General features: G+C 38.3%; 18 protein-coding genes and 1 riboswitch. Of the genes, 7 read left to right on the forward strand and 11 right to left on the reverse strand.

Going from position 1 to position 21,201, the window contains the following annotated elements; translation table 11 throughout:
* Window positions 1–66 precede the first annotated feature (66 nt).
* The gene (locus tag MMB68_RS16940; RefSeq protein WP_221786079.1) at window positions 67–804 is read left to right on the forward strand and encodes an ABC transporter ATP-binding protein; all 738 of its coding nucleotides are present in this window, start codon (window positions 67–69) and stop codon (window positions 802–804) included.
* Window positions 801–1,556: an ABC transporter permease gene (locus tag MMB68_RS16945; protein WP_221786080.1), complete on the forward strand. Its 756-nt coding sequence runs from the start codon at window positions 801–803 to the stop codon at window positions 1,554–1,556. The genes MMB68_RS16940 and MMB68_RS16945 overlap by 4 nt, the downstream gene beginning before the upstream one ends.
* 30 nt (window positions 1,557–1,586) lie before the next feature.
* Here MMB68_RS16945 and MMB68_RS16950 read toward each other — a convergent pair whose 3' ends face one another.
* The 6 genes from MMB68_RS16950 to MMB68_RS16975 form a co-directional block, all read right to left on the reverse strand.
* Window positions 1,587–2,594, reverse strand: coding sequence for an aromatic ring-hydroxylating dioxygenase subunit alpha (locus MMB68_RS16950; protein ID WP_221786081.1), 1,008 nt, complete (start codon window positions 2,592–2,594; stop codon window positions 1,587–1,589).
* A 392-nt stretch (window positions 2,595–2,986) separates the two neighbouring features.
* Window positions 2,987–3,430, reverse strand: coding sequence for a hypothetical protein (locus tag MMB68_RS16955; protein WP_221786082.1), 444 nt, complete (start codon window positions 3,428–3,430; stop codon window positions 2,987–2,989).
* 217 nt (window positions 3,431–3,647) lie between these two features.
* Entirely contained in the window at window positions 3,648–6,416 is a 2,769-nt protein-coding gene (ppc, locus tag MMB68_RS16960) for a phosphoenolpyruvate carboxylase (protein ID WP_221786083.1), read from the reverse strand.
* Between the two features lie 459 nt (window positions 6,417–6,875).
* On the reverse strand, window positions 6,876–7,385 hold the full coding sequence (locus tag MMB68_RS16965; RefSeq protein ID WP_013055518.1) for an acyl-CoA thioesterase: 510 nt from the start codon (window positions 7,383–7,385) through the stop codon (window positions 6,876–6,878).
* A 151-nt stretch (window positions 7,386–7,536) separates the two neighbouring features.
* Window positions 7,537–8,583: a DUF5105 domain-containing protein gene (locus MMB68_RS16970; RefSeq protein WP_277549233.1), complete on the reverse strand. Its 1,047-nt coding sequence runs from the start codon at window positions 8,581–8,583 to the stop codon at window positions 7,537–7,539.
* 182 nt (window positions 8,584–8,765) lie between these two features.
* Complete coding sequence (locus tag MMB68_RS16975; protein WP_221813061.1) at window positions 8,766–10,361, reverse strand: APC family permease; 1,596 nt, start codon at window positions 10,359–10,361, stop codon at window positions 8,766–8,768.
* Between the two features lie 56 nt (window positions 10,362–10,417).
* Window positions 10,418–10,496, reverse strand: a riboswitch (ZMP/ZTP riboswitch).
* 385 nt (window positions 10,497–10,881) lie between these two features.
* Here MMB68_RS16975 and MMB68_RS16980 point away from each other — a divergent pair.
* The 3 genes from MMB68_RS16980 (at window position 10,882) to MMB68_RS16990 (ending at window position 13,561) form a co-directional block, all read left to right on the forward strand.
* Window positions 10,882–11,481 carry a cupin domain-containing protein gene (locus tag MMB68_RS16980; RefSeq protein ID WP_081085187.1) on the forward strand — a complete coding sequence of 200 codons (600 nt, stop codon included), beginning with the start codon at window positions 10,882–10,884 and terminating at the stop codon, window positions 11,479–11,481.
* 377 nt (window positions 11,482–11,858) lie between these two features.
* Window positions 11,859–12,062 (forward strand): DUF3311 domain-containing protein, encoded by a 204-nt coding sequence (locus tag MMB68_RS16985; protein ID WP_013055514.1) that lies wholly within the window; start codon window positions 11,859–11,861, stop codon window positions 12,060–12,062.
* A complete protein-coding gene (locus MMB68_RS16990; RefSeq protein WP_221786086.1) occupies window positions 12,062–13,561 on the forward strand; it encodes a sodium:solute symporter family protein in 1,500 nt (499 codons plus the stop codon). The genes MMB68_RS16985 and MMB68_RS16990 overlap by 1 nt, the downstream gene beginning before the upstream one ends.
* 30 nt (window positions 13,562–13,591) lie before the next feature.
* Here MMB68_RS16990 and MMB68_RS16995 read toward each other — a convergent pair whose 3' ends face one another.
* Together MMB68_RS16995 and MMB68_RS17000 are read right to left on the reverse strand one after the other, a co-directional pair.
* A complete protein-coding gene (locus MMB68_RS16995) occupies window positions 13,592–15,022 on the reverse strand; it encodes an alanine/glycine:cation symporter family protein (protein WP_221786087.1) in 1,431 nt (476 codons plus the stop codon).
* A 103-nt stretch (window positions 15,023–15,125) separates the two neighbouring features.
* Window positions 15,126–16,115, reverse strand: coding sequence for a glutaminase (locus MMB68_RS17000; RefSeq protein WP_221786088.1), 990 nt, complete (start codon window positions 16,113–16,115; stop codon window positions 15,126–15,128).
* Window positions 16,116–16,381: 266 nt separating this feature from the next.
* Here MMB68_RS17000 and MMB68_RS17005 point away from each other — a divergent pair, with 266 nt between their 5' ends.
* Both MMB68_RS17005 and MMB68_RS17010 read left to right on the forward strand, forming a co-directional pair.
* Entirely contained in the window at window positions 16,382–17,632 is a 1,251-nt protein-coding gene (locus tag MMB68_RS17005; protein WP_269870626.1) for an ATP-binding protein, read from the forward strand.
* A gap of 4 nt (window positions 17,633–17,636) precedes the next feature.
* Window positions 17,637–18,575, forward strand: coding sequence for a response regulator (locus tag MMB68_RS17010; RefSeq protein WP_164797132.1), 939 nt, complete (start codon window positions 17,637–17,639; stop codon window positions 18,573–18,575).
* Window positions 18,576–18,614: 39 nt separating this feature from the next.
* On the opposite strand, the gene MMB68_RS17015 is transcribed toward MMB68_RS17010, so the two are convergent.
* Genes MMB68_RS17015 through MMB68_RS17025 form a run of 3 tightly spaced genes read right to left on the reverse strand, consistent with a single transcriptional unit; the run spans window position 18,615 to window position 21,200 of the window.
* Window positions 18,615–19,223, reverse strand: coding sequence for a malonate decarboxylase holo-ACP synthase (locus MMB68_RS17015; protein WP_269870472.1), 609 nt, complete (start codon window positions 19,221–19,223; stop codon window positions 18,615–18,617).
* Complete coding sequence (gene mdcD / locus MMB68_RS17020) at window positions 19,211–20,911, reverse strand: biotin-independent malonate decarboxylase subunit beta (protein ID WP_277549210.1); 1,701 nt, start codon at window positions 20,909–20,911, stop codon at window positions 19,211–19,213. Before mdcD ends, MMB68_RS17015 begins: the two co-directional genes overlap by 13 nt.
* Window positions 20,898–21,200, reverse strand: coding sequence for a malonate decarboxylase subunit delta (locus tag MMB68_RS17025; RefSeq protein ID WP_269870470.1), 303 nt, complete (start codon window positions 21,198–21,200; stop codon window positions 20,898–20,900). Before MMB68_RS17025 ends, mdcD begins: the two co-directional genes overlap by 14 nt.
* Between the last annotated feature and the right edge of the window lies 1 nt (window position 21,201).

Here is a 21,201-nt window from a genome sequence, read left to right on the forward strand (position 1 = left end):
CATCCAATAACTTTTTATACTTTCGCTTATGCTACAATAAACAAAACGAATAAAAAAGGAGTTACTATGAACACGTTCAATTCAATACCTGCCATTACATTTACCGACGTTCATAAAACATTTAAAGATAAAGAACATAGTGTTTTAAAAGGCATATCGGGTACAGTGGCCCAAGGCTCGCTTGTCATGATGGTAGGACCATCAGGATCCGGAAAAAGTACCCTTCTTTCCATGTGCAATTTACTTTCTGCACCTGACGAAGGAAGTATTGAAGTATACGGTAAAGACATTAGCAAATGGAATATTTCTGATTTACGAAAAAAAGTGGGCATCGCTTTTCAATCGGCTCCTGTTATTGATGGAACAGTGCGAGATAATATGATGCTTGTTCAAAAACTGCATGGCAAACAGAATATTATGCCTGAAGAACTCTGTGCCTTAACCGGCCTTTCCCCTGACTTGTTAGAGCAGGATGCAAGAGATTTATCCGGTGGTCAAAGACAAAGGTTATCATTAGCGCGCACGCTGTCGAACGGATCTGACCTTTTACTTTTAGACGAAATCACTTCCGCTTTGGATGCTACTTCTGCTCATGAAATTGAGCAGCTTATTTCTCATTTACATAAAGAGCAGAATAAAACGATTATTTGGGTTACCCATAATTTAGATCAAGCGAAACGTTTAGGAGAGGAAGTCTGGCTTTTAATGAACGGAGTGATTGTAGAAAAAGCCAAGACGGAGACCTTTTTTCATGCTCCTGTAAAAGCTGAAACAAAACAATTTATTGAAGGAGCCTTTCTATGAGTTCACTTTCACTGATTTTTACCATTGTTTTTGTTTTTATTGCTCTTTTTTTATCAAAATCTTTTCGTATAGGGCTCGAAAAAGATATTATCATTGCCAGTATTCGAGCAGCCGTTCAGCTGTTAGTGATAGGATATGTTTTATCCTTTATTTTTGACGCGAATCACCCTGCTTTTATGATTTTCATTCTATTCCTTATGCTGACGGTCGCTTCCCAAAATGTTGTAAAGAAAAAAAAGCAGGGATTTAAATCTTTTTTTCGTGTATTTGTCACTCTTTTTATTGTAGAAATCCTGACCCAAAGCGTTATGCTCGGACTACATATCATCCCTGCTACTCCGCGATATGTCATTCCTGTCAGCGGTATGATTATTGGAAATTCGATGATTTTGGCCAATTTATTTTTAAATCGGTTAGATGCTGAAGTAAATAGAAGACGAGACGAAATTCAATTGATTCTGGCGCTTGGCGGCACTCCTAAACAAGCTATTCATAGTATTTTAAATGCCGCAATCAAAGCTAGCATGATTCCTACTGTAGAAAGTCAAAAAACAATTGGACTCGTTCAACTTCCGGGTATGATGACAGGCCAGATTATTGGAGGGGCAGATCCGATACAAGCTGTCAAATTCCAGCTGCTTATCGTTTTTACTATTCTAGCGTCTGCTACGCTTTCCTGCGTCATATTAAGCCGCTTAACATACCCTACCCTTTTTAATAGCTATCAGCAGCTTATCCGTGAACATACATAAAAAAGAAGAAAGGAGACTCCTTTCTTCTTTTTATTGAGCAGCTTTTTTTAACCTTGTTCCTATGTCACTTCCAAAGGTCACTCCTAAATCACCGAGCCATCTTCTATAGGCAATACTCAGTCGGTCCGGATTCAAATGAAGCTCTGCTTGTAAGTCAAGCGGCAGCTCTTCCGGTTTTTGACTTTCTACAATGCTAGTATCTTGTTCAATAATAAGCTGCTGAAAATCACGGAAATATTGATCAGGTGCATCAAACGAATAGTTTCTAGAAACCAATGCAAACACGGTCGACTTTCTTTCCTCTTCAGGTAAAACCGCAAACAGCATCGAAAAGATTTCACCCGTTTCGTAGTTCACTTTTTTCAACCTTGCAACGGTAGGACGAAGAATTTCAAAAGTATAATAAATAGTTGCAAAGTTACCCGTACCATCTGCATCTGCGTACACAGCGATTTCATCAGAAACGTATCGGTTATCTTTCCAATGTACCTTATAATCAGGAATTTCGGCGTAGTCCGAGTGTCCAAGGCTTCCTTCGTGAACAAAAGCCAAATGGCTTACATCTAAAAAGTTTTCTACTACACGAGGAGCTGCTGCCTGCAGAGTATGAGGGTTGGCGAAAACCGTTTTAAATCCGGGGTTAAGGTATTCGTCATACTGAGGAAAAGGAGTATCACTTGCCTCGCTGTTCATCTTCACCCATATAATCCCGTACTTTTCAACGCAATCATATACCTGTGCTTTTGCTTTTGAAGGAATAGCTCTTCCCGGCGGCTGTTGTGGAATTTTCACACAAGCCCCGGCTTCATCGTATTTCCATCCGTGATAAGGGCACACAATGCAATCATCTACCACTTTTCCAAGAGATAACGCTGCACCGCGATGGATGCACAAATCTTTAAACGCTTTAATGGCATTAGTTGTGCGAAAAAGCGCAACCCGCTCTTCTAAAATCGTTACTTGCAAGGGCTGATCCGTTAAATCATGGGAATAAGCTGCAGGCAGCCATTCCTTAGCCAATACTAAATCTTTAATCATCTGCATCGCCTCCGTACGATAAGTGAATTTGTTTCTTGTTTATAAAAAAAACCGCAGAAATAGAAGGAGTTCTTCTAATTCCGCAGCTTTTTCGTTCCGTAAAACAGACTATAAGCGCGCGAAGATTCTACATGATTGCAGATAGAGCGACCTTAGCACTTCATCTACAATGACAATACGTATTCATCGCTATTTTTTTAACCTTAAAACCTAACCCTTATATATTGAATAAAGAGCGGCCAGCCGCTAAAAGCTTTTCTGTCCACTGATTTCTCTTATTTTTACTTTATCAATTTCCCATTGAAAAATCTCTTGCTTTGTAAGCATCTCTAACATAATTTTTTTGGTTAAACGAATAAAAGCTGCGGTTTTAAAAACCGCAGCTTGCTTTATTATGAGCTCATATAACTGGCTGTATATTTTTTCGTATGCTTTTGTATTTCTTGATTTAAATGTTTGAAAAATGAGAGGGTTTCTTCATAATCCGTCGCTTTTTCATGAAACTTCAATGTAAGATTTTCTTCAAACAACGTTTCTCCTTGATGACCGACCGCTTTCAGCTGAACATCTGTAACAATACCTTGCGAAATCGAACATAATAAATAATTAAAGCAATGAACCGGAACGATATGCATCAGATGAAAATCGTCGATAGTTCTATCACTTTTTGTTTTCTTAAATTCCACAGTGAGTTCTTCTGGATGAATAAACACATTTATATGCTGTTTGGACAAACAAGTAGGATTCATTTTTTGTGTATACTCACAAAATTCCAGTCCAATAAATATAGAATTCTCGGAGTCAGCTTCAATGAAGATTTGCGAATTCTTTACCATTGTCCTCGTCCTCCATATTCAATCTAGTTATCCCGTCACCCGCACCCATTTGTAGAATATTTCCATTCCTTCTCTATTCTATCATTGATTTTTCTCAATGCCTATTTCGCAGGCAGAAGTTCTCTTTAAAAGAGAGGGAACTGAAAGGCAGTTCTTTATGTGAGAATAATAAACAAAAGACACCTCTTTTATTTTCTTGAGGTGTCTTTTGGTATCATCAGCCTGTGTTACGCAACCCTGCTGCAATGCCGTTAATCGTTAATAACGCTTCTTTTAAAAGTTCTTCATTTAACGTTCCAGCCTCATCTTCACGCAGCTTGGAAATGACCTTAACTTGTAAGAATGTTAGAGGATCCACATACGGATTTCGTAACTTAATAGATTCTTTAATTGTAGGAAGATGATCCATTAATTCTTTTTGACCTGTGATTTGAAGAATCATTTCTTTTGTGAGATTATACTCTTTTTTAATGGCGGTAAAAATCCGCTCTGAAATAACCGGATCTTGTACCATTTCCGTGTATTCTTTTGCTGCCATTAAATCTGCTTTTGTTAAGGCCATTTGCAGATTATCGACGGTCGAGCGGAAAAATGGCCATTCTTTATACATTTGCTGAAGAAGCTGTATATCTCCGGATTTCTCTACTAAATGCTGTAAGCCCGTACCTGCAGCGTACCAGGCTGGAAGCAGCTGTCTACTTTGCGTCCATGCAAATACCCACGGAATTGCTCGCAAGTCTTCAAAACGATCACTTCCTTTTCGACTCATTGGACGTGACCCAATATTTAAAGCCCCCAGCTCAGGAAGAGGTGTAGCTTGTTTAAAGTACGTTAAAAAGTCTGGATCTTTGAAAACAAGCTCTTGATACTTACGTAAAGAAGCAGTTGAAATCTCGTCCATTGTTTCTTCCCATTCATGTGTACGAATATCACATTGTTCAGCTTCTTGAGAAACATTTGCTGCCGCTGTAAGAAGAGCTGAGACCGCTTGTTCAAGGCTTCGGTAGGCAATGTCATATAAAGAGTATCTAGAAGAAAGAACTTCTCCTTGCTCTGTAATTTTCACACCGTCTCCTAGCGTCTCAACAGGCTGAGATAAAATGCTTCGGTTTAACGGTCCACCACCTCGGCCTAGTGAGCCGCCTCGGCCATGGAAAAACTTCAGACGAACTTGATACTTCCTCGCCATATCATGAATTTCCTGCTGCGCTTTGTAGAGCTTCCAATTAGCAGTAAGCGTTCCTCCATCTTTGCTTCCATCTGAGTAGCCAAGCATAATTTCCTGCAAATCCTGCTGTTTCCTTAAGTGCTCACGATAAAAATCTAATTGAAATAGCTGTTCCATGATTTTAGGACCCGCTGTGAGATCATCAATCGTTTCAAGCAGCGGAGCTATATTTAACTTACTTTCAATGCGGCCATCTGCATGAAGGCGGTAAATGCCCGCTTCTTTGGCGAGTACCATGACTTCTAACAAGTCACTTGCAGACTGGGTCATGCTGATTAAGTAGACTTCAATAGATCTTTCTCCAAATTCTTTATGTGCTCGATGAATCATGTTAAATACTTCAATTACTTGCTGCGTTTCTCTAGAGTAATTCTCTACAAACGATATCACAGGTCTTGGATCTTGAAGAACTTTCCCTAGCAGCTCAACTTTTTTCTCTTCTGTTAACGCTGAATAATCTTCAGCTAAAGAAACAGCATGGAAAATTTCTTTGATCGCCGCTTCATGTTCTCCGCTGTGATTACGGATATCAAGCGTTGCTAAATGAAAACCAAACAGCTCAACTTGGCGAATTAATTTGCATAAGCTTTTTAACTGATAATCCTGAGGCTGGTGCTTTTGCAAGCTATCTTTGATTAGAAATAAATCATGTAGAAGTTCTTCCGACCTTTGATAACCTGCTTCTGACTCTCCAACTAAATTTAATTTATGAAGCATAATCGTAAGCTTGCAGCGGTATACTTCGTGTTTGATTCTCCATCGCTTTTTCTCAGGGAGCAGCGATATTTCTTGATTAATAGAATCAAGAAGGTTATCTGAAACTGCAACTCTTTTTGTAGACTGACTTAACCTTTGTCTCAATTGAGTAAGCGACTCTTTATATTTACGAATAGCTAACTTCCTTTGTTTGACAAGCGTTTGCCACGTTACTTTGGGAGTTACGTTTGGATTTCCATCTCGGTCTCCGCCAATCCATGAACCAAATCGAAGAATATTAGGCACCTTCCAATTTTCTTCTGGGTAATTCTCCTGCAAGGAATTTTCCAACTCCTGATGAAGTTGAGGAAGCACTTCAAATAACGTTTCATCAAAATAATATAATCCATTCGATACTTCATCCATTACGGTTGGCTTGCGATCTCGCAATTCATTTGTTTGCCATAAAGTTAATACTTCGCTAAACAGTCTTTCTTCAATTTCCGTACGTTCACGTTTTGTTATCGTTGGATTATCCAAGTTTTTCAGAAGCTCAGCCATTCGTTTATGAATATCAAGAACACTTCGTCTAGTGGCTTCTGTTGGATGAGCAGTGATGATGAGCTCTAGAGATAAAGTTTGAAGCAAGTTAGCAATTAGGTCTGGCGCCACGCCGTTATTTTTAAGGGAAACAACGGCACTTTCCAATGAGCCCGGCTGCATAATAGAATCTTCTTGCTGCTGATATTCCCGTCTGCGACGAATTCGATGATTTTGCTCTGCAATATTAACTAAATGAAAATAAACTGCAAACGCCCGAATAACCTGCTCGCGCATCGGCTGTTCAAGAGTAACGATTTCATTTTTTATTTCTTTATAGATAACTTCATCTTTGTTTTCTCTAAGTGATTTTGCCACTTCGCGTATTTTTTCTACTTTGTTGAGCAGTTCTTCTCCACCTTGGTGAACCAGAACTTTCCCTAACAATTGACCGAGAAATTTTACATCACGGCGCAGGGCAGTGCTGCTGTTTTGTCTTTCTGCTGCTTCTACTGTTACCATTAGACACGACACCTTCCTTTATAAATGTTGTACTTTTTAAACTTTTTAGAAAATTATATTAAATTCATATTACCATGAACGAAAATAAATTTCATATAATTTTATTTCCTCCTCTTGTTCAGGAGAGAAGATTCATCAAATATAAAAAAGAGGTTAAGACATGACTAAATGAATCCAATCTAAAGACAAACAAATGGGATACATAAGCCGGACCGCTTGTGACACCGCAGTTGATTACTGTGCAAGACTTCGCTTTCCGCGGGCGGCCGATGAGCCTCCTCGTCGCTTCCGCTTTTCCCCCTGTAGTGTTCGTCTTGCCCTCCAATCAACTGCTAGAAGGAACGAAACAGATGAAACCTACGTTCACCATAACCAGAAAAAACGAACCACTAATCAAACATGTTGATCAATGGTTCGTTTTTCATTTGAGCTAAAATACTTTTCAGCCTCTCTTTTATGTTACCAAGGTTGTCCTAAATCCAATACCGAGGCTAGTTCATTGCTTTTTTTACGTACTTGTTTACGCGTGGCAGCGCGATCTGCCCCCGTTTGAAACAGGTATTTTTCTTCTTCTGTTTCTGGAATAAGCTCCGGTACTGCGCGGGGCTTTCCATCATCATCCATTGCCACAAAAGTTAAAAATGATGTAGCTGCAATTTGACGCTCCCCGGTTTTTAAATTTTCTTTAATCACTTTCACAAATACTTCCATGGATGAACGACCTGTCCATGATACGTATGACTCCAAACATACAGAATCCTGAGGCGTAATAGGGTGCAGAAAATGAATAGAGTCTGCTGAAGCTGTCACACACTCTGTACGACTGTGACGATAAGCTGAAATGGACGCAATCATATCAATATCACTCATTAACTTTCCGCCAAATAACGTATTGTGATTATTAATATCATTAGGAAAAATGCGGCTCGTTCGAACGGCCTTTGTATCTTTACAGTAATTTGCTTTCATTAGTAAGAACCTCCATTGATGCCTGTCATAATAAGAATAAAAGAATGAATGAACCTATACTAGCATATTTTGATGAATTTAGCTTTACAAAAAACTCGTTGATTTATTTACAGAAAACAAAAAAGAGAAGAAAAATTCTTCTCTTTTTTGTCTATCGAATATAGCTTGATCCAAACGTTTTACCTAAAGAATCACTGTATAGGTCACTTGACTTTACAGTCCATTTCCCATCTTCTTTCACCATAAAAATTCGTAGGGGACGACTTCCTTCTTTCGTTTCTAACTCATTTACAATATCTTTGAATTTAGAAGCCGCAAACTCTTCAGAGTGTTCTGTATCGTAATCTTTCGTTTCATTTGTATATGCTCTCTTAAGCTGCGATACGTATGAATATAAGTCTGATAAATTAAGAGTCGTGTACTCCACTTCTACTACGGCTTTATTATTTGCATTCGCAATCACATTTGTTTTCACGCTTGCTTTTTCTTTCAAAACATCTTTATACATGTTAAAAAAATCTTTTTTTGCTTTGTCGGTTAAACTGTTAGAAAAAGCACCTTTTAATTCCTCATTAAACGCTTTTTTCTGTTCTTCTATGACAGCTGTTTTGTCTGCCGTTACATATTTATCATAGTCTACGTTTTCTTTATTTAAGTAAAGGACTTCTGTATAAGCTTGCAGAGCTTTTTCTGGGTCTTGCAGCTTATTATAGCTTTTCGCGTATTTCTTCGTATCCAGTGTTAATGTCACTTCGTCAATTTCTTCATTATAATCAGATGATGTTGGCTGAAGCCCAATTTTGTACTTTTTATCTTTTTTGACTTCAAAGACAAACGTTAAATTTTTTTGCTTTCCAGCGCCAATCTTGTCAGATGCACTGCTTTCTAGTCCGAGCTCACGACTGTTCACTCCCGTTTTTGGAGACAATTGCTCATCTCCTTCGTATAAATACACACCGTCATAATCCGATAAAGATATACTGTTTTTGGATACATTTTTCACTTTCAAATCAACTTTCAACAGCCCTTTTTCTTCACTTGCAGCTCCTTCATCGCTATCTACTAAAATATAAGAAGCGCTGTCAATGGATGCTTCAATCGTCTTATTTTTAGCCGAAGTGGATCCTCCCGTTTCCTTAGAACTGTTGCAAGCCGCTAATACTAGCATAAGTACAAAAGCTAAAGCCAAAACATTCATTTTTTTCACAGCTGCCTAATCCCCTTTATTTTGTTTTTTTAGAACTTTATCCCAAATAAAGGTTCCCTCTGTATAAATACTTAAACCTTAAAATCTATATTTTTTACAATATTTTGATAAAAACTAAGTCTAAATTCTCTACTGACCTAAATAAAAAAACACGAGCATCAGCTCGTGTTTTTTTATTTAGATTTAAAATTTTCTTGATTGATTTGTTCAGCTTCTTTCATATATCGATTAGATTTGCCACTTTTAATTCCCCAGTAATAAAAAGCTAATGATACGCAAGCAATCACTAGCATATCCCATCCGAAAGGCAAAATATTTTTGCCTCCGAATTTTTCGCTTCCTATGTAGGAAATAAAAATCATGCACGCTAAATAGATAAGCATCCAAGCCCCGGTTAAAAATTCTTTTTTAAAGCCCACCCATTTATTTTTCGCTTGGTAATAAAAATAAACAGGCAGGCCAATTGCCATAATAAAGATCACTTCACCTGTAAGTGGCCACCTTGCCCAGTAAAGCGTCAAGGAAGCAAAAACGAAGCCGCATGGCGCAATAATTGATGCCCCTTTTAAATAAAATGGACGGTAAAAATGTGAACCCGTTTTTCTTAATGTTATCAGTGCTACAGGGCCCATAATATAAGAGATAAGCGTCGCTACTGAGATCACTTCTGCTAAGACACCCCATCCTCTAAATAAAAAGAGAAACAAAAAGCAAGCTGCTAAATTTAGCCACATAGCTGGGCGCGGGACATTGTAAAGTGGATGAAGCGTACCAAAGATCTTTGGCAAATATCCATTTTGCTGCATCCCGTATAACATTCTAGAAGTAGTTGCCGTATATGTAGCACCTGTGCCGGAAGGAGAAACAAATGCATCTGCGTATAACACAATTGTTAGCCAGTTAATTCCAAGCGCAATCGCTAAATCAGCAAAAGGAGAATTAAAATTCAAATGATTCCATCCATCAGCAATTGATGACGGACTTACTGCTCCGATAAAAACAATTTGCAATATAATGTATACAATTCCTGCAATAAAAATTGAACCAATTACAGCTATTGGAATCGATTTATTAGGTGATTTTGCTTCTCCTGCCATATTTACAGGACTTTGAAACCCATTAAATGCAAACACAATACCTGATGTTGCCACTGCCGTTAAAACACTGGCCCATCCGTAAGGTGCTACCCCATGCTCACTTGAAAAGTTTCCACTATGAAAACCAGCAAAAAATAAAGCCCCTGCCGTTAAACCAGGAATAATTAATTTAACAATCGTAATAAATGAGTTTGCTTTAGCAAAGAGATTTACCGTCCAATAGTTCACAAAAAAGTAAATGAATAATAACAGAGACGCAACTGCCAACCCCTTGGACGTTAAAATGCCATTGTCTACTAATTCATGAGTCCAGCGAGCCCATTTCCATGGCCAAGTACTCATATATTGTACAGATGCAATAGCCTCCACTGTTATCGTTGAAGCGATTGAAATCCAGTTAGCCCAAGCAGCCAAAAATCCAATAAATGATCCGTGTGAATACTGAGGATATTTAACCATCCCCCCTGCTTGTGGAAACATCGCACCCAGTTCAGCGTACGATAGGGCAATGGTCAAAATAACTACCATTCCAATCACCCATGAAAAAATAGCCGCGGGTCCTGCAATTTGAGCTGCTTTCCATGCTCCAAACAGCCATCCTGAACCGATAATCGAACCTATGCCTGTCATGGTTAAAGCAAATGTTCCCATCTTCCTTTGCATATTGCTCATCCAAATCTACTCCTCTTCCCTAGGAAAATAAAAAAAACACTTGCGAAATTTTCTCAAGTGTTTGCCCAGGCGCGCGGCTTATACGCTATATGCTCCCCCATGGTCATCCATGTTGCGCCAGTCACATATAGGAATATATTTTTTATCAGTATATAACATTCATTTCTATTACTCAATACACAAAAACGTTTACATTACTTTTATAAAGATAATAAATTATTCGTAAAATTCCGAATAAACCTTATAAAAATCTCTTTTTAATTACAAAAAGAACTAAAATCCTAACCTTTCTTGTTGTTTGATTCTTTTACTTCACGAGCAGATTACCTTCTAAAAGTTATACTAATATATAATATTCATTTACAGAATAAGAATTAACATCTATATATCCATAGAATTCTTGCACTGGACCCTTTACTTATATACAATATGAAGAAAAGATACTAAAGTGAATTGCCCACCTCTTAGCTACGCTTGAAGTGGGAGACTTCTTTTAGGAAAACGTTAAAACCTACATATCATGCACTTCGCAACAAATGAAGTACTTCGAGCAAACTTCTCTGTTTACGCAAGCAAAAAACAGGGAAAATTACGAAAAAAGATTGTTAGAGGGATGCTTATGAATTATGCAAATGTAAAAGTTCTTTATTTTGATGACGACGGAACCATTCCAAATCACCCTCGTCTTCCAGTTTTGTTGTATGAACACGTATTTATTAGTAAGAAAGAGAAAGTGGAGAGCATTTTTAATTCTCACAACTGGAAAAACAGCTGGGTAGGCGGCATACATGATTTTCACCATTACCACAGCAATTCCCATGAAGCACTAGGTGTAATTAGCGGATCTGCACGTTTAAAACTAGGTGGACATATGGGGGAAAATATCGTGGTGCATGCTGGCGATGTGCTCGTACTTCCTGCAGGAACAGGGCATATGCGTCTGCAGTCAACTGCTGATTTTAAAGTGGTTGGAGCTTATCCAGAGGGCATGGATTACAATTTACGAACAGGAAAACAAACTGATCGCCCTCACGTATTTGATGAAATTGCACAAGTACCTATTCCTACAACAGATCCTGTTTATGGCGACAAAGGACCATTGACAGAGTGGTGGAACTAGACAAGCACTTATTGTCTAGTTTTTTTATTTGCTCTGTTTTATTCTTTCCATGAATCTCTATTTGAACATATAAATTCTTTTCTTATGATGCAATAGCAATATACTTTATCTCAGCGAAATAACAAAAACTTCCCGGTCAAAACTAAATTTCTTCTTTTCCGTTCTCTTTTTGCTTCAAGAGCAACTTCGCTTAGATTATTCCCCTTTTTTTCTTTCATAATTATTTCAAATATACTCTCATCATAAGCTCTTTTTTGTTTTTCTAAAAAAATTTCCATAGATTATAACGAAATTTTCAAAAAACTTATTGCTTTACCATGTCAGACTTGCTATCATAGTGAACATTGTTAGATAAATTTTTAGTAGGAGGAGTAAAATTGAACAGAAAATTCATAATTTTTATTTTATTCATCATTCCATTTATTGCTCAATTCGCTTTTTTACCTTTTGTAAATAACATTCATCCAATTATTTTTGGATTACCTCTTTTGCATTTATGGTTATTTTTATGGGTCTTCTTAACGCCTGTGTGTACATTTATCATTTATCGTTTACAAAAATCTTGGGGGGACATTGAATAATGCAAGGAAATTTAACGGCACTTTTAATCACATCAGCAATTGTTCTTGTTGTTATCGCAATTGGCTTTATAGCGGGACGTGACAAATCATCTAGAAGCTCAGTTGAAGAGTGGGCTGTAGGTGGAAGACGTTTTGGAAGCCTGCTCGTCTGGCTTTTGGTAGGAGCAGATTTATATACTGCTTATACTTTTCTAGGTCTTACAAGTACAGCTTATCAGGGAGGAAGCATCGCATTTTTTGCCATTCCTTACTCTGTTTTGGCCTTTTTAATTTCATACTTTTTTCTTCCAAAGCTTTGGACTGTTGCTAAAAAGCATAAACTTACTACGCTTGCTGATTATGCCAGAGAACGTTTTAGCAGTAAATTTCTCTCCTCTTTAATTGCTATAGTAGGTGTATTGATGCTCATTCCATATATTGATCTTCAGCTTAGCGGTATTCAAGATACTCTTCGCGTTGCAGGAACTGGCTACATTAACGTAAAAGCTGTCGTTATTCTTTCATTCTTTCTTGTGGCTCTTTATACCTTTTTCAGCGGAATTAAAGGTCCCACATATACGGCAATTATTAAAGATATTTTAGTATGGGCGATTATGTTATTTATGGTTGTTTCTCTGCCAATTATGCATTTTGGAAGCTGGGGCAACATGATCGACAATGTTGCAAAGGATGCGCCTCAGCTATTAACGGTCCCAACACAAGGACCTAAAGGCATTCCATGGTTTATTACAGCATCACTCGTATCTGCTTTAGCTTTATTCATGTGGGCCCACGCCGCTACAGGTGTTTTCACTGCTAAAAGTGCAGATTCGCTTCGTAAAAATGCTATTTTCTTACCGCTTTACAATATTGTTTTAATTCTAGTCATCTTCTTAGGATTTATTGCTTATCAAGTATTGCCTCAAGATACAACGGATCCTAGATTAGCATTATTAACCTTAATTCAATATTCATATGGCGGCATTGGCCAAGGGTTAGCTTATGCAACGATTGCTCTTGCTTCATTAATTCCATGTTCTATCATGGCTATCGGAGCGTCTAACTTATTTGCAAATAATATATTCAGAGATTTAATTAATCCAAATGTACAGGGTAAAACATTAACAATGGTTACTCGTTCTATGGTTTTCGTTGTTATTGGACTGGCACTTTTATTCGGTTTATTATTCCCTCAAGCACTTGTTTCCCTACAGTTACTAGGGGTATCCGGTATGGTACAAATCTTCCCGGCTATCGTTATCAGCCTGTTTTGGAGAAATCAATCGAAAGAAAGTACGATTGCTGGATTAATAGTAGGGCTGGTTGTAACGTTTACCGTCCATGCCACAGGAAATTCATTTGGTCTTTATGAAGGGTTCTGGGGATTGTTATCTAACTTACTGGTAGTTGTTATTTTAAATCCAATCTTTTCGGCAAAAACGAAAGCAGCAGCTAACGGCGTGAAAGAAACATTGTTTTCTAAAGGCACTCCGCAAACTGAATTAAAGAAAAACGCATAAAAAAAGTTCAGCCAATTGGCTGAACTTTTTTTAGATAATATTCTCTTTTTCAGAAGGGGGTGGAGTAGATTCTCTTTCCCAACATTCGATATTTTGATTGTTCTCTAACGCATCTCTATAAAAGACTGGATTTTTCCCTTCCTTTTTCTGCTCAGTATAGTCATGCAAGGCGGAAAATGCCACTTTCGATAATAAAAAAATAGCAATCAAGTTCACGACTACCATCATCCCCATAAATAGGTCTGCCAAATTCCATACAAGCTGAAGCTGAGCGACTGATCCAAAAATAACCATCGCTAAAACACCTACACGATAAGACCAAAGCCACACCTTATTTGAATTTAAAAATTCAATATTCGTTTCTCCATAATAATAATTCCCAATTAACGTACTAAAAGCAAATAGAAATACCATGATAGCTAAAAACCCTGATGCCCAAGAGCCGATATGGGTACTAAGAGAAGCCTGCGTTAATTCAATGCCGCTTAGTCCCTGCTTATAGGCGGGGGATAAGAGAACGATAAATGCTGTGCTTGTACAAATTACGAGTGTATCTGTCAAGACACCAAATGCTTGGATAAGACCTTGTTTAACTGGATGACTCGTTACCGCAGTTGCCGCGGCGTTGGGAGCACTTCCCATTCCTGCTTCATTTGAAAACAGTCCGCGCTTTACTCCGTTGATTAACGTTGCACCAATTGATCCCCCAAGCGCCTGTTCAAACCCAAATGCATTTTTCACAATTAGAGATAGAACCGCAGGCATTTGATCAATATTTTTAAAGATAATGAACAGAGCCATTCCAATGTATAAAACGGCTAATACGACCACGATGTATTCCGATATCTTGGCGATGCGTTTGATCCCGCCAAAAATAATTACCGCAAATATAACCGTCATAATAATTCCAACCAACAAGCGGCTCGTTCCAAAAGAGTTCTCAAATGCGAGCGTAATCGTGTTAGACTGCACAGCGTTAAACACCAGGCCAAATGATAGTGTAATGAGTACAGCAAATAGACCACCCATCCACCTTTTATTTAACCCTTTTTCCATATAATAAGCGGGTCCTCCTCGAAACCCGTTTGATCCTTTTACTTTATAAATTTGAGCGAGTGTACTTTCTACAAAACTTGATACTGAACCGATAATGGCAATAATCCACATCCAAAATACAGCACCCGGGCCACCAAGTGCAATAGCAATCGCTATCCCGGTAATATTTCCCGTTCCTACCCGAGCTGCCATGCTTATGCAAAAAGCTTGAAACGGGGAGACCCCCCCATCTTTAGCCGCTCTTCCTTCTTTCAAAACAAGTACCATTTCTTTCAACATGCGAAACTGCAAAAAACGAGAGCGAACCGTAAAATAAAGACCAATTGATACAAGTAAAATAATCAATAAATTCGACCAAAAAAAATCATTGACGACGCTAATCACACTTTCGACTGCTTGTTGCATGCCTATCACCTCATTAAAAAATTTGGTAGAACAAATGCAAAACATGAAAGTTTTTTCTCTTGGTGTTTATATTATTGAAGCGAATGAAGAGTACGTAAATAGACTAAAAAATACTCAAATCCCATTCTTTTGCGATTTTTTTTAGCAGCGTAACGCCTTTTACGCTATTCCCGTACTCATCAATAGCTGGACTGTATATTCCGATACCGCATCCGCCTGGAAATGGAGACTGTTTTTTCGTATTAGGTGGCACCAATGACATGATTCCTCCCGATACACCGCTTTTAGCTGGCATACCAACAAATGCGGCAAACTTTCCTGAAGCATTATACATACCGCATGTAAGCATGAGTGCTTTTGTTAATTTAGCTACTTCTTTTGGAATTACTTGTTTTTGAAACACTGGATGGTATCCGTCTAATGACAGAATTAATCCAATCAGCGCAATATCTTCAGTCGTTACTTCAATTGAGCACTGCGTTAAGTAAACCTCTAGAACTTCTTCTACTTCTCCTTGCAAGTAGTTCGTTTCTTTTAAATAGTAGGCAAGCGCACGATTTCGATGAGACGTTTGCCATTCTGATTCAAAGACCGTTTCATTAATGAGTGGTGTTTTACCGGTAAGCATCGTTATCACATCAAACAAATAGTTTAATTTTTCTTTTGCCGTCTCCCCAGATAAAAGAGATGAAACCGTTAAAGCACCGGCGTTAATCATAGGATTGAACGGCTTTCCTGGTTTATGCATTTCCAGTCTTATAATAGAATTAAATGCATCTCCAGTTGGCTCTACATCCACTCTCTCTAGCACATAAGGAATGCCGCAGCATAAGCAGGCTGCTATAAAGCTAATAACTTTAGAAATGCTTTGAAGAGTGAATACCGCTTCATAATCTCCAGATTGGATAACTGTTCCGTCAGCACCAATCAAACAAATACCTAATTGAGACGAGTCCATATCTTTCAGCGCCGGAATGTAATCAGCCGTTTTTCCTTCTGACGAAAATTCTTTTATTTGTTGCACCCACTCATGTAACCGGTCTTTTGCAGTGAGCTGTAAGTAAGACATTTCCTGTTCAATTTCTCTTTTCATTAAAATCACCTCATCACTTAATTAACTTTTTATTTTAAAGCGCTTTCATAAAGTGCGATTTCATTTTCATTTTTAATGTACAATGCAACCTACGAGAGCATACAAAAACCTACAAAACTTTTTAAAATTATATTTTGATCTTTGGCACTCTTCTCCATTGTGCTGAACGCTGTCACAATGTATACTAATTCACGAATCACTTCAGGAGGTGAAATTATCTGAATTTTAAATCTTTCATTCGAAAAGATCCGTACATTTTATTGCTCATGCTCATTACTGTCCCGCTGGCGGGAGAGTTAAAATTTTATCCGTTAAATGAAACATTTCGAATTACATTTGGAGCTCCTACATTTTTCTTTTTTCTGCTGCTTTTAAAACGGAAAACCGTTTTAGCCGGGGGCTTGTTTACCGCTTTAAGCGTTGTTCTCTTTCGCATCATTCTCGATTATATTATGCTCGATCATTTTCAATTTGCGGCTTCTGCACATACGCATTACCCTACGTTTTTCTTCTACTTTACGTATGCACTTTTATTTTTTGTATTTAAGGTAAGCCGCATGAACTATAGTGCTATTGTAATTGGATTGATTGGACTCATCATTGAAATTGCTGCTGATGTAGTGGAACTAACTGCGCAGTATATAGTGTTGCACACAACAATCCATGTCGATTCATTATCTGACATGGCCGTTATTGCTTTTGCTCACAGCTTCATTGTACTTAGCTTTTTTAATATGATGACGATTTATGAATCACAGTCACGAGAACGTCAAATTCGCAAGCAAAATGAGCACATGCTAATGCTTATCACAAGCCTTTATGAAGAAACCGTTCATTTAAAAAAGACCCTTCATAATACAGAAGCGATTACAAAAGCTTCGTACGATTTATACCGTATATTAAATCAGCAGGAAAAAGATCATTCTGTGCTAAACCAAACGCTCAGTAAAAAAGCGCTTCGGATTGCCGGGGATATTCACGAAGTAAAAAAAGACAACCAGCGTATTTTTGCGGGCTTATCTAAAACAATTTCAAATGAAAGTTTCCAAAATTATATGAAAGCAGAGGAATTAATCGAGCTGATCGTACGCATCAACAAAAAATATGCCGATTCTCTTCACAAGCAAATTACCTTTTTTTCTTCTGTAAACGGGGAACATTTCAGCTACCACGTTTATACCATTTTATCGATCATTAATAACTTGGTAGCCAACGCAGTGGAAGCGATTAAAGATGAAGGAAGGATTGTTTTATCGGTACATAGACAAGCTGAACATGTAGAATTTCATGTACAAGACAACGGTCCTGGCGTGCCTTTGAAGTACGAAAAAGCTATTTTCGAACCTGGTTTCACCTCAAAATACGATCAATTTGGAAACCCCTCTACTGGCATTGGTCTTTCTTATGTAAAAGATATTGTTCAAGAACTTGAAGGTACGATTAAAGCTACACAAGAAGACAGCGGAATGACGTTTATCATTCAAATCCCCCTTCGTAATCTAATTCAGAAAGGATGAGTTTATGCGATTTTGTATTACAGATGACGATTCAGCTATTCGTTCAACACTTAGTCAGCTGATTGAAGATGAGGATTTAGGAGAAGTTGTAGAAGAAGTCGTCGACGGAAGCTTTCTAGATGCTTCTATGTTAAATTTAAAGCAAATTGATATTTTATTTATCGATTTACTTATGCCAGGACGGGACGGAATCGAAACGATCCGTCATTTAAAAGATTCATTTAACGGAAAAATGATTATGATTTCACAGGTAGAATCCAAAGAATTGATAGGAGAGGCCTATTCATTAGGAATTGAATACTATATTACAAAACCAATCAATCGAATTGAAATTTTAACGGTTATTCGAAAAGTAATGGAACGAATCTCTCTTGAGAAATCAATCGATGATATTAAGACCTCATTGAATAGTTTAGCGACAGCTCATCACGCTCCCCCTTCAAGCCAGCCAATAACGAAACAAGCCCATCTATACGATGTAGGAAAATTCTTATTAGCCGAATTAGGTATTGTAGGAGAAAATGGGGCAAAAGATTTACTGGATATTTTACAGTTTCTATACACTTATGACCAAAGAGAAAGTGTGGAAAAACATTTTCCTTCTCTAAAAAATATTTTTGTGAATGTGGCGGAGAAAAAATTAGGAGCTCACGCGTCTTCTATTGAAATTAACCGTGAAACCAAAGCTTGTGAACAGCGAATAAGACGAGCAGTTACTCACTCACTAAACCACTTTGCTTCTATTGGATTAACAGATTTTTCAAATCCAAAGTTTGAAAATTATGCTTCTAAGTTTTTTGACTTTACAGCCGTTCGTAAAAAAATGAAAGAATTGCAGGGAGATTCTAAAATTTTGCCGATTCGCATTAACACCAAAAAGTTCATTCAAATATTCTTTTTTGAAGCAAAACGCTTGTTAAGCAAGGAAAAAAGCTGGTATTGATAGAAAAGACGGAAAAGGTGCACATACCTCTTCCGTCTTTTATACTAATTGATTCAGTTTTACTAAGGAAGGTCCATATATAGTACGCAGAAGCAGGGTCTTTTCTCCCCTTGCATATTCCACCAGAGAAAATGCTCCTTTTTCTGTTTCTACCTGTACATCTACAGAAACTGGACACTCTTTTAACTGATTAACTATCAGTTGCGCTTGTTCTACCGACAAATAAAAAGAAAGTCGGATAAGTATATCCAAATCACTAGTTGTTGTAACAACTTCGACACCACTTGCAAATTCGAATCCCACACTGCCAGTTGGTCCCCACGCAAAATCTTTTAAAATAATAGCGACTTCTTTTAAAGCACCTATGGCTGGCATGTTTCTAAAGTGGCCGTTTTGAAAAATAGAAACGAGATCTTCCGGCCTAATTCTTCGTTTAACGGCCTGCTCAGATACAAATGCTCCAAAACGCTGATTTCTTCTTTCTCCTCTTACTCCAACAGGTATCAGGCTATCTCGGTGAACAGCCCGCCTTACAACTACAAACGGAGCCTTCGCTAAAGAATGCTCCACCCAATCGGGGATGGGTGTATAACCGATAAGCTTTGCTTCCTCTTTTAACTGAAGCAAATCATGAGCTATATATTCCATTGTCTTTCCAACTCACCTCTTACTACTAAAGAAGCTTTACGCCCTTCCTTCCTTGCTTGCTCACTGTATAGCCGGCTGCTTAAATCGTACACACCTTCACGGCGTACATCTTCTACCGCTCCAGTCAAAATATCTTGAATCGTTTGAACGTCGCGATCTGTGGGCTGCTCTGCTTGAATACCGCTAACCAGCTCATATAAAGCGCCAAGTGAGGCAAATGATTCAATATCATAAGCCATGGACGGAACTTTCTTTGAAGCTTCTTCAAGTTCTTTTATACTTCTTTTAGTAATGCGCGCTGCCGACTGTTTGGACATGGCGTGAACATTCACTCCTTCGTCTTTTAAAGCCACAATTCGATTTGATTGGTATCCATGAGCCAGAAATGCTCCTGAAATTGCTTTTCCGACAATTAGCGTAATAACCGGATGACCTGCTAAGCGCGCTACTGCATAAGCATCAGCAGCAGCACCGCAAGCATAGTGAATACCTAGAAGTTCTTCATGATAGCCATACGCTTGACTCGGTACGTCCACAATGGCGATTATAGGGCGCGGAGATTGATTTCGATCTTCTTTTATTACTTCACGAACGTGCTTGGCAATTGCCCAGCCTTCATCTAGTCCTACTTCCCCTTTTCGTGCACGTAAGAAACGATTATAAGGATTAGGTACAACCGATATATATCGGACCTTTTCTCTTCCTAGCAATGCGTCTTTATAAAGAACGGAAGGAATTTCAAAATCTGCTTCTTCATCATTTATTAAGGCGTTGATCCACACGCGACCGCGGCTGTTGGGCATGTTACCTGGAACTTCATTCAGTGAGTAAGAGACTGTTGAAGGGATAGGTTCATTTTTTGTTGCTTTATACAATTCTTGAAACTGATCAGAAGCCAGTTTTTCTGAAGGATCAACCTTACTAAGCAAATGTCTGTAAAAATCTACTTGTTTTGTTTTACTAGTTACTTTTTCTTTCTTCTGAAACGTCTCTTGAACCGCTCGTTGAATAGCAGTGACATCATCCTGTGCTAAGGCATCTGCAAACCCGGTTTCGTAGCGTTGAATACCGCCAATCGTTTTCCAGATTAAGCTTCGGTCTCTTGCGTCAAACTCTTCAACCCCTGCTTCTTGTTCGATCACTTCAGGGCCGTTAAGGCCAAACCTTGCTTCTTTTGTCATAATGAGATAACTAAAGAGTGAAGCAGTGATGGACATTCCTCCAAAGCAGCCTACATTTCCTGAAATAACTCCGACAACAGGTGTATGCTCGCGCAAAGCAACCACAGCTGAGCCAATTTCAGATATCGACAAAAGTCCATAATTCGCTTCTTGGAGCCTTACTCCTCCTGTATCGAATAGAAAAACAGGTCTAACAGGAACACCTTTTTTGTGATTATTAAGGGCTAGTTCTAAAGCTCCTGCAATTTTAGCTCCCGATACTTCACCAATGCCTCCCCCTTGAAATCTTCCTTCTATTGAAATGACAACGGCTGGCTCTCCTGCTATCAGCCCACCTGCTATAATGACACCGTCGTCGCTTTGAGGAACAATATTTTGCTTAGGTAAATGAGGCGATTCGATTCCGTCAAAAGGGCCAAGCATCTCATAGAATGTTCCTTGATCTAAGATTGCCTGCGCTCGTTCTCTTCCATTTAACTCAATAAAGCTTTGATTATTCACTCCCATTTTCACTCACCTCCAAAGCTTGTGCAAGACGCAAGGCGACTACACCAGGTGTAGCACCGAAATCATTAATTACAATTTTCGCTTGAATGGTATGAACGCTAAAGAACCTGTCTAATACGGCTTTCCAGGTTTCACTAAACCCGTCACTTCCTGTTCGTACTGATACGTGAGCATGTTCTTCATCCGAAGGAACCAATAAAATTTCTAAATCCCCTGAACCAACAACACCTACATGTGCGCGCTGAGTTAACTTTCGATCGGCTTTATATTTAAACAATAACGTTTCCATT

The sequence above is a fragment of the Priestia sp. Y58 genome, from assembly GCF_029522095.1.
GTDB lineage: Bacteria > Bacillota > Bacilli > Bacillales > Bacillaceae_H > Priestia > Priestia megaterium_E.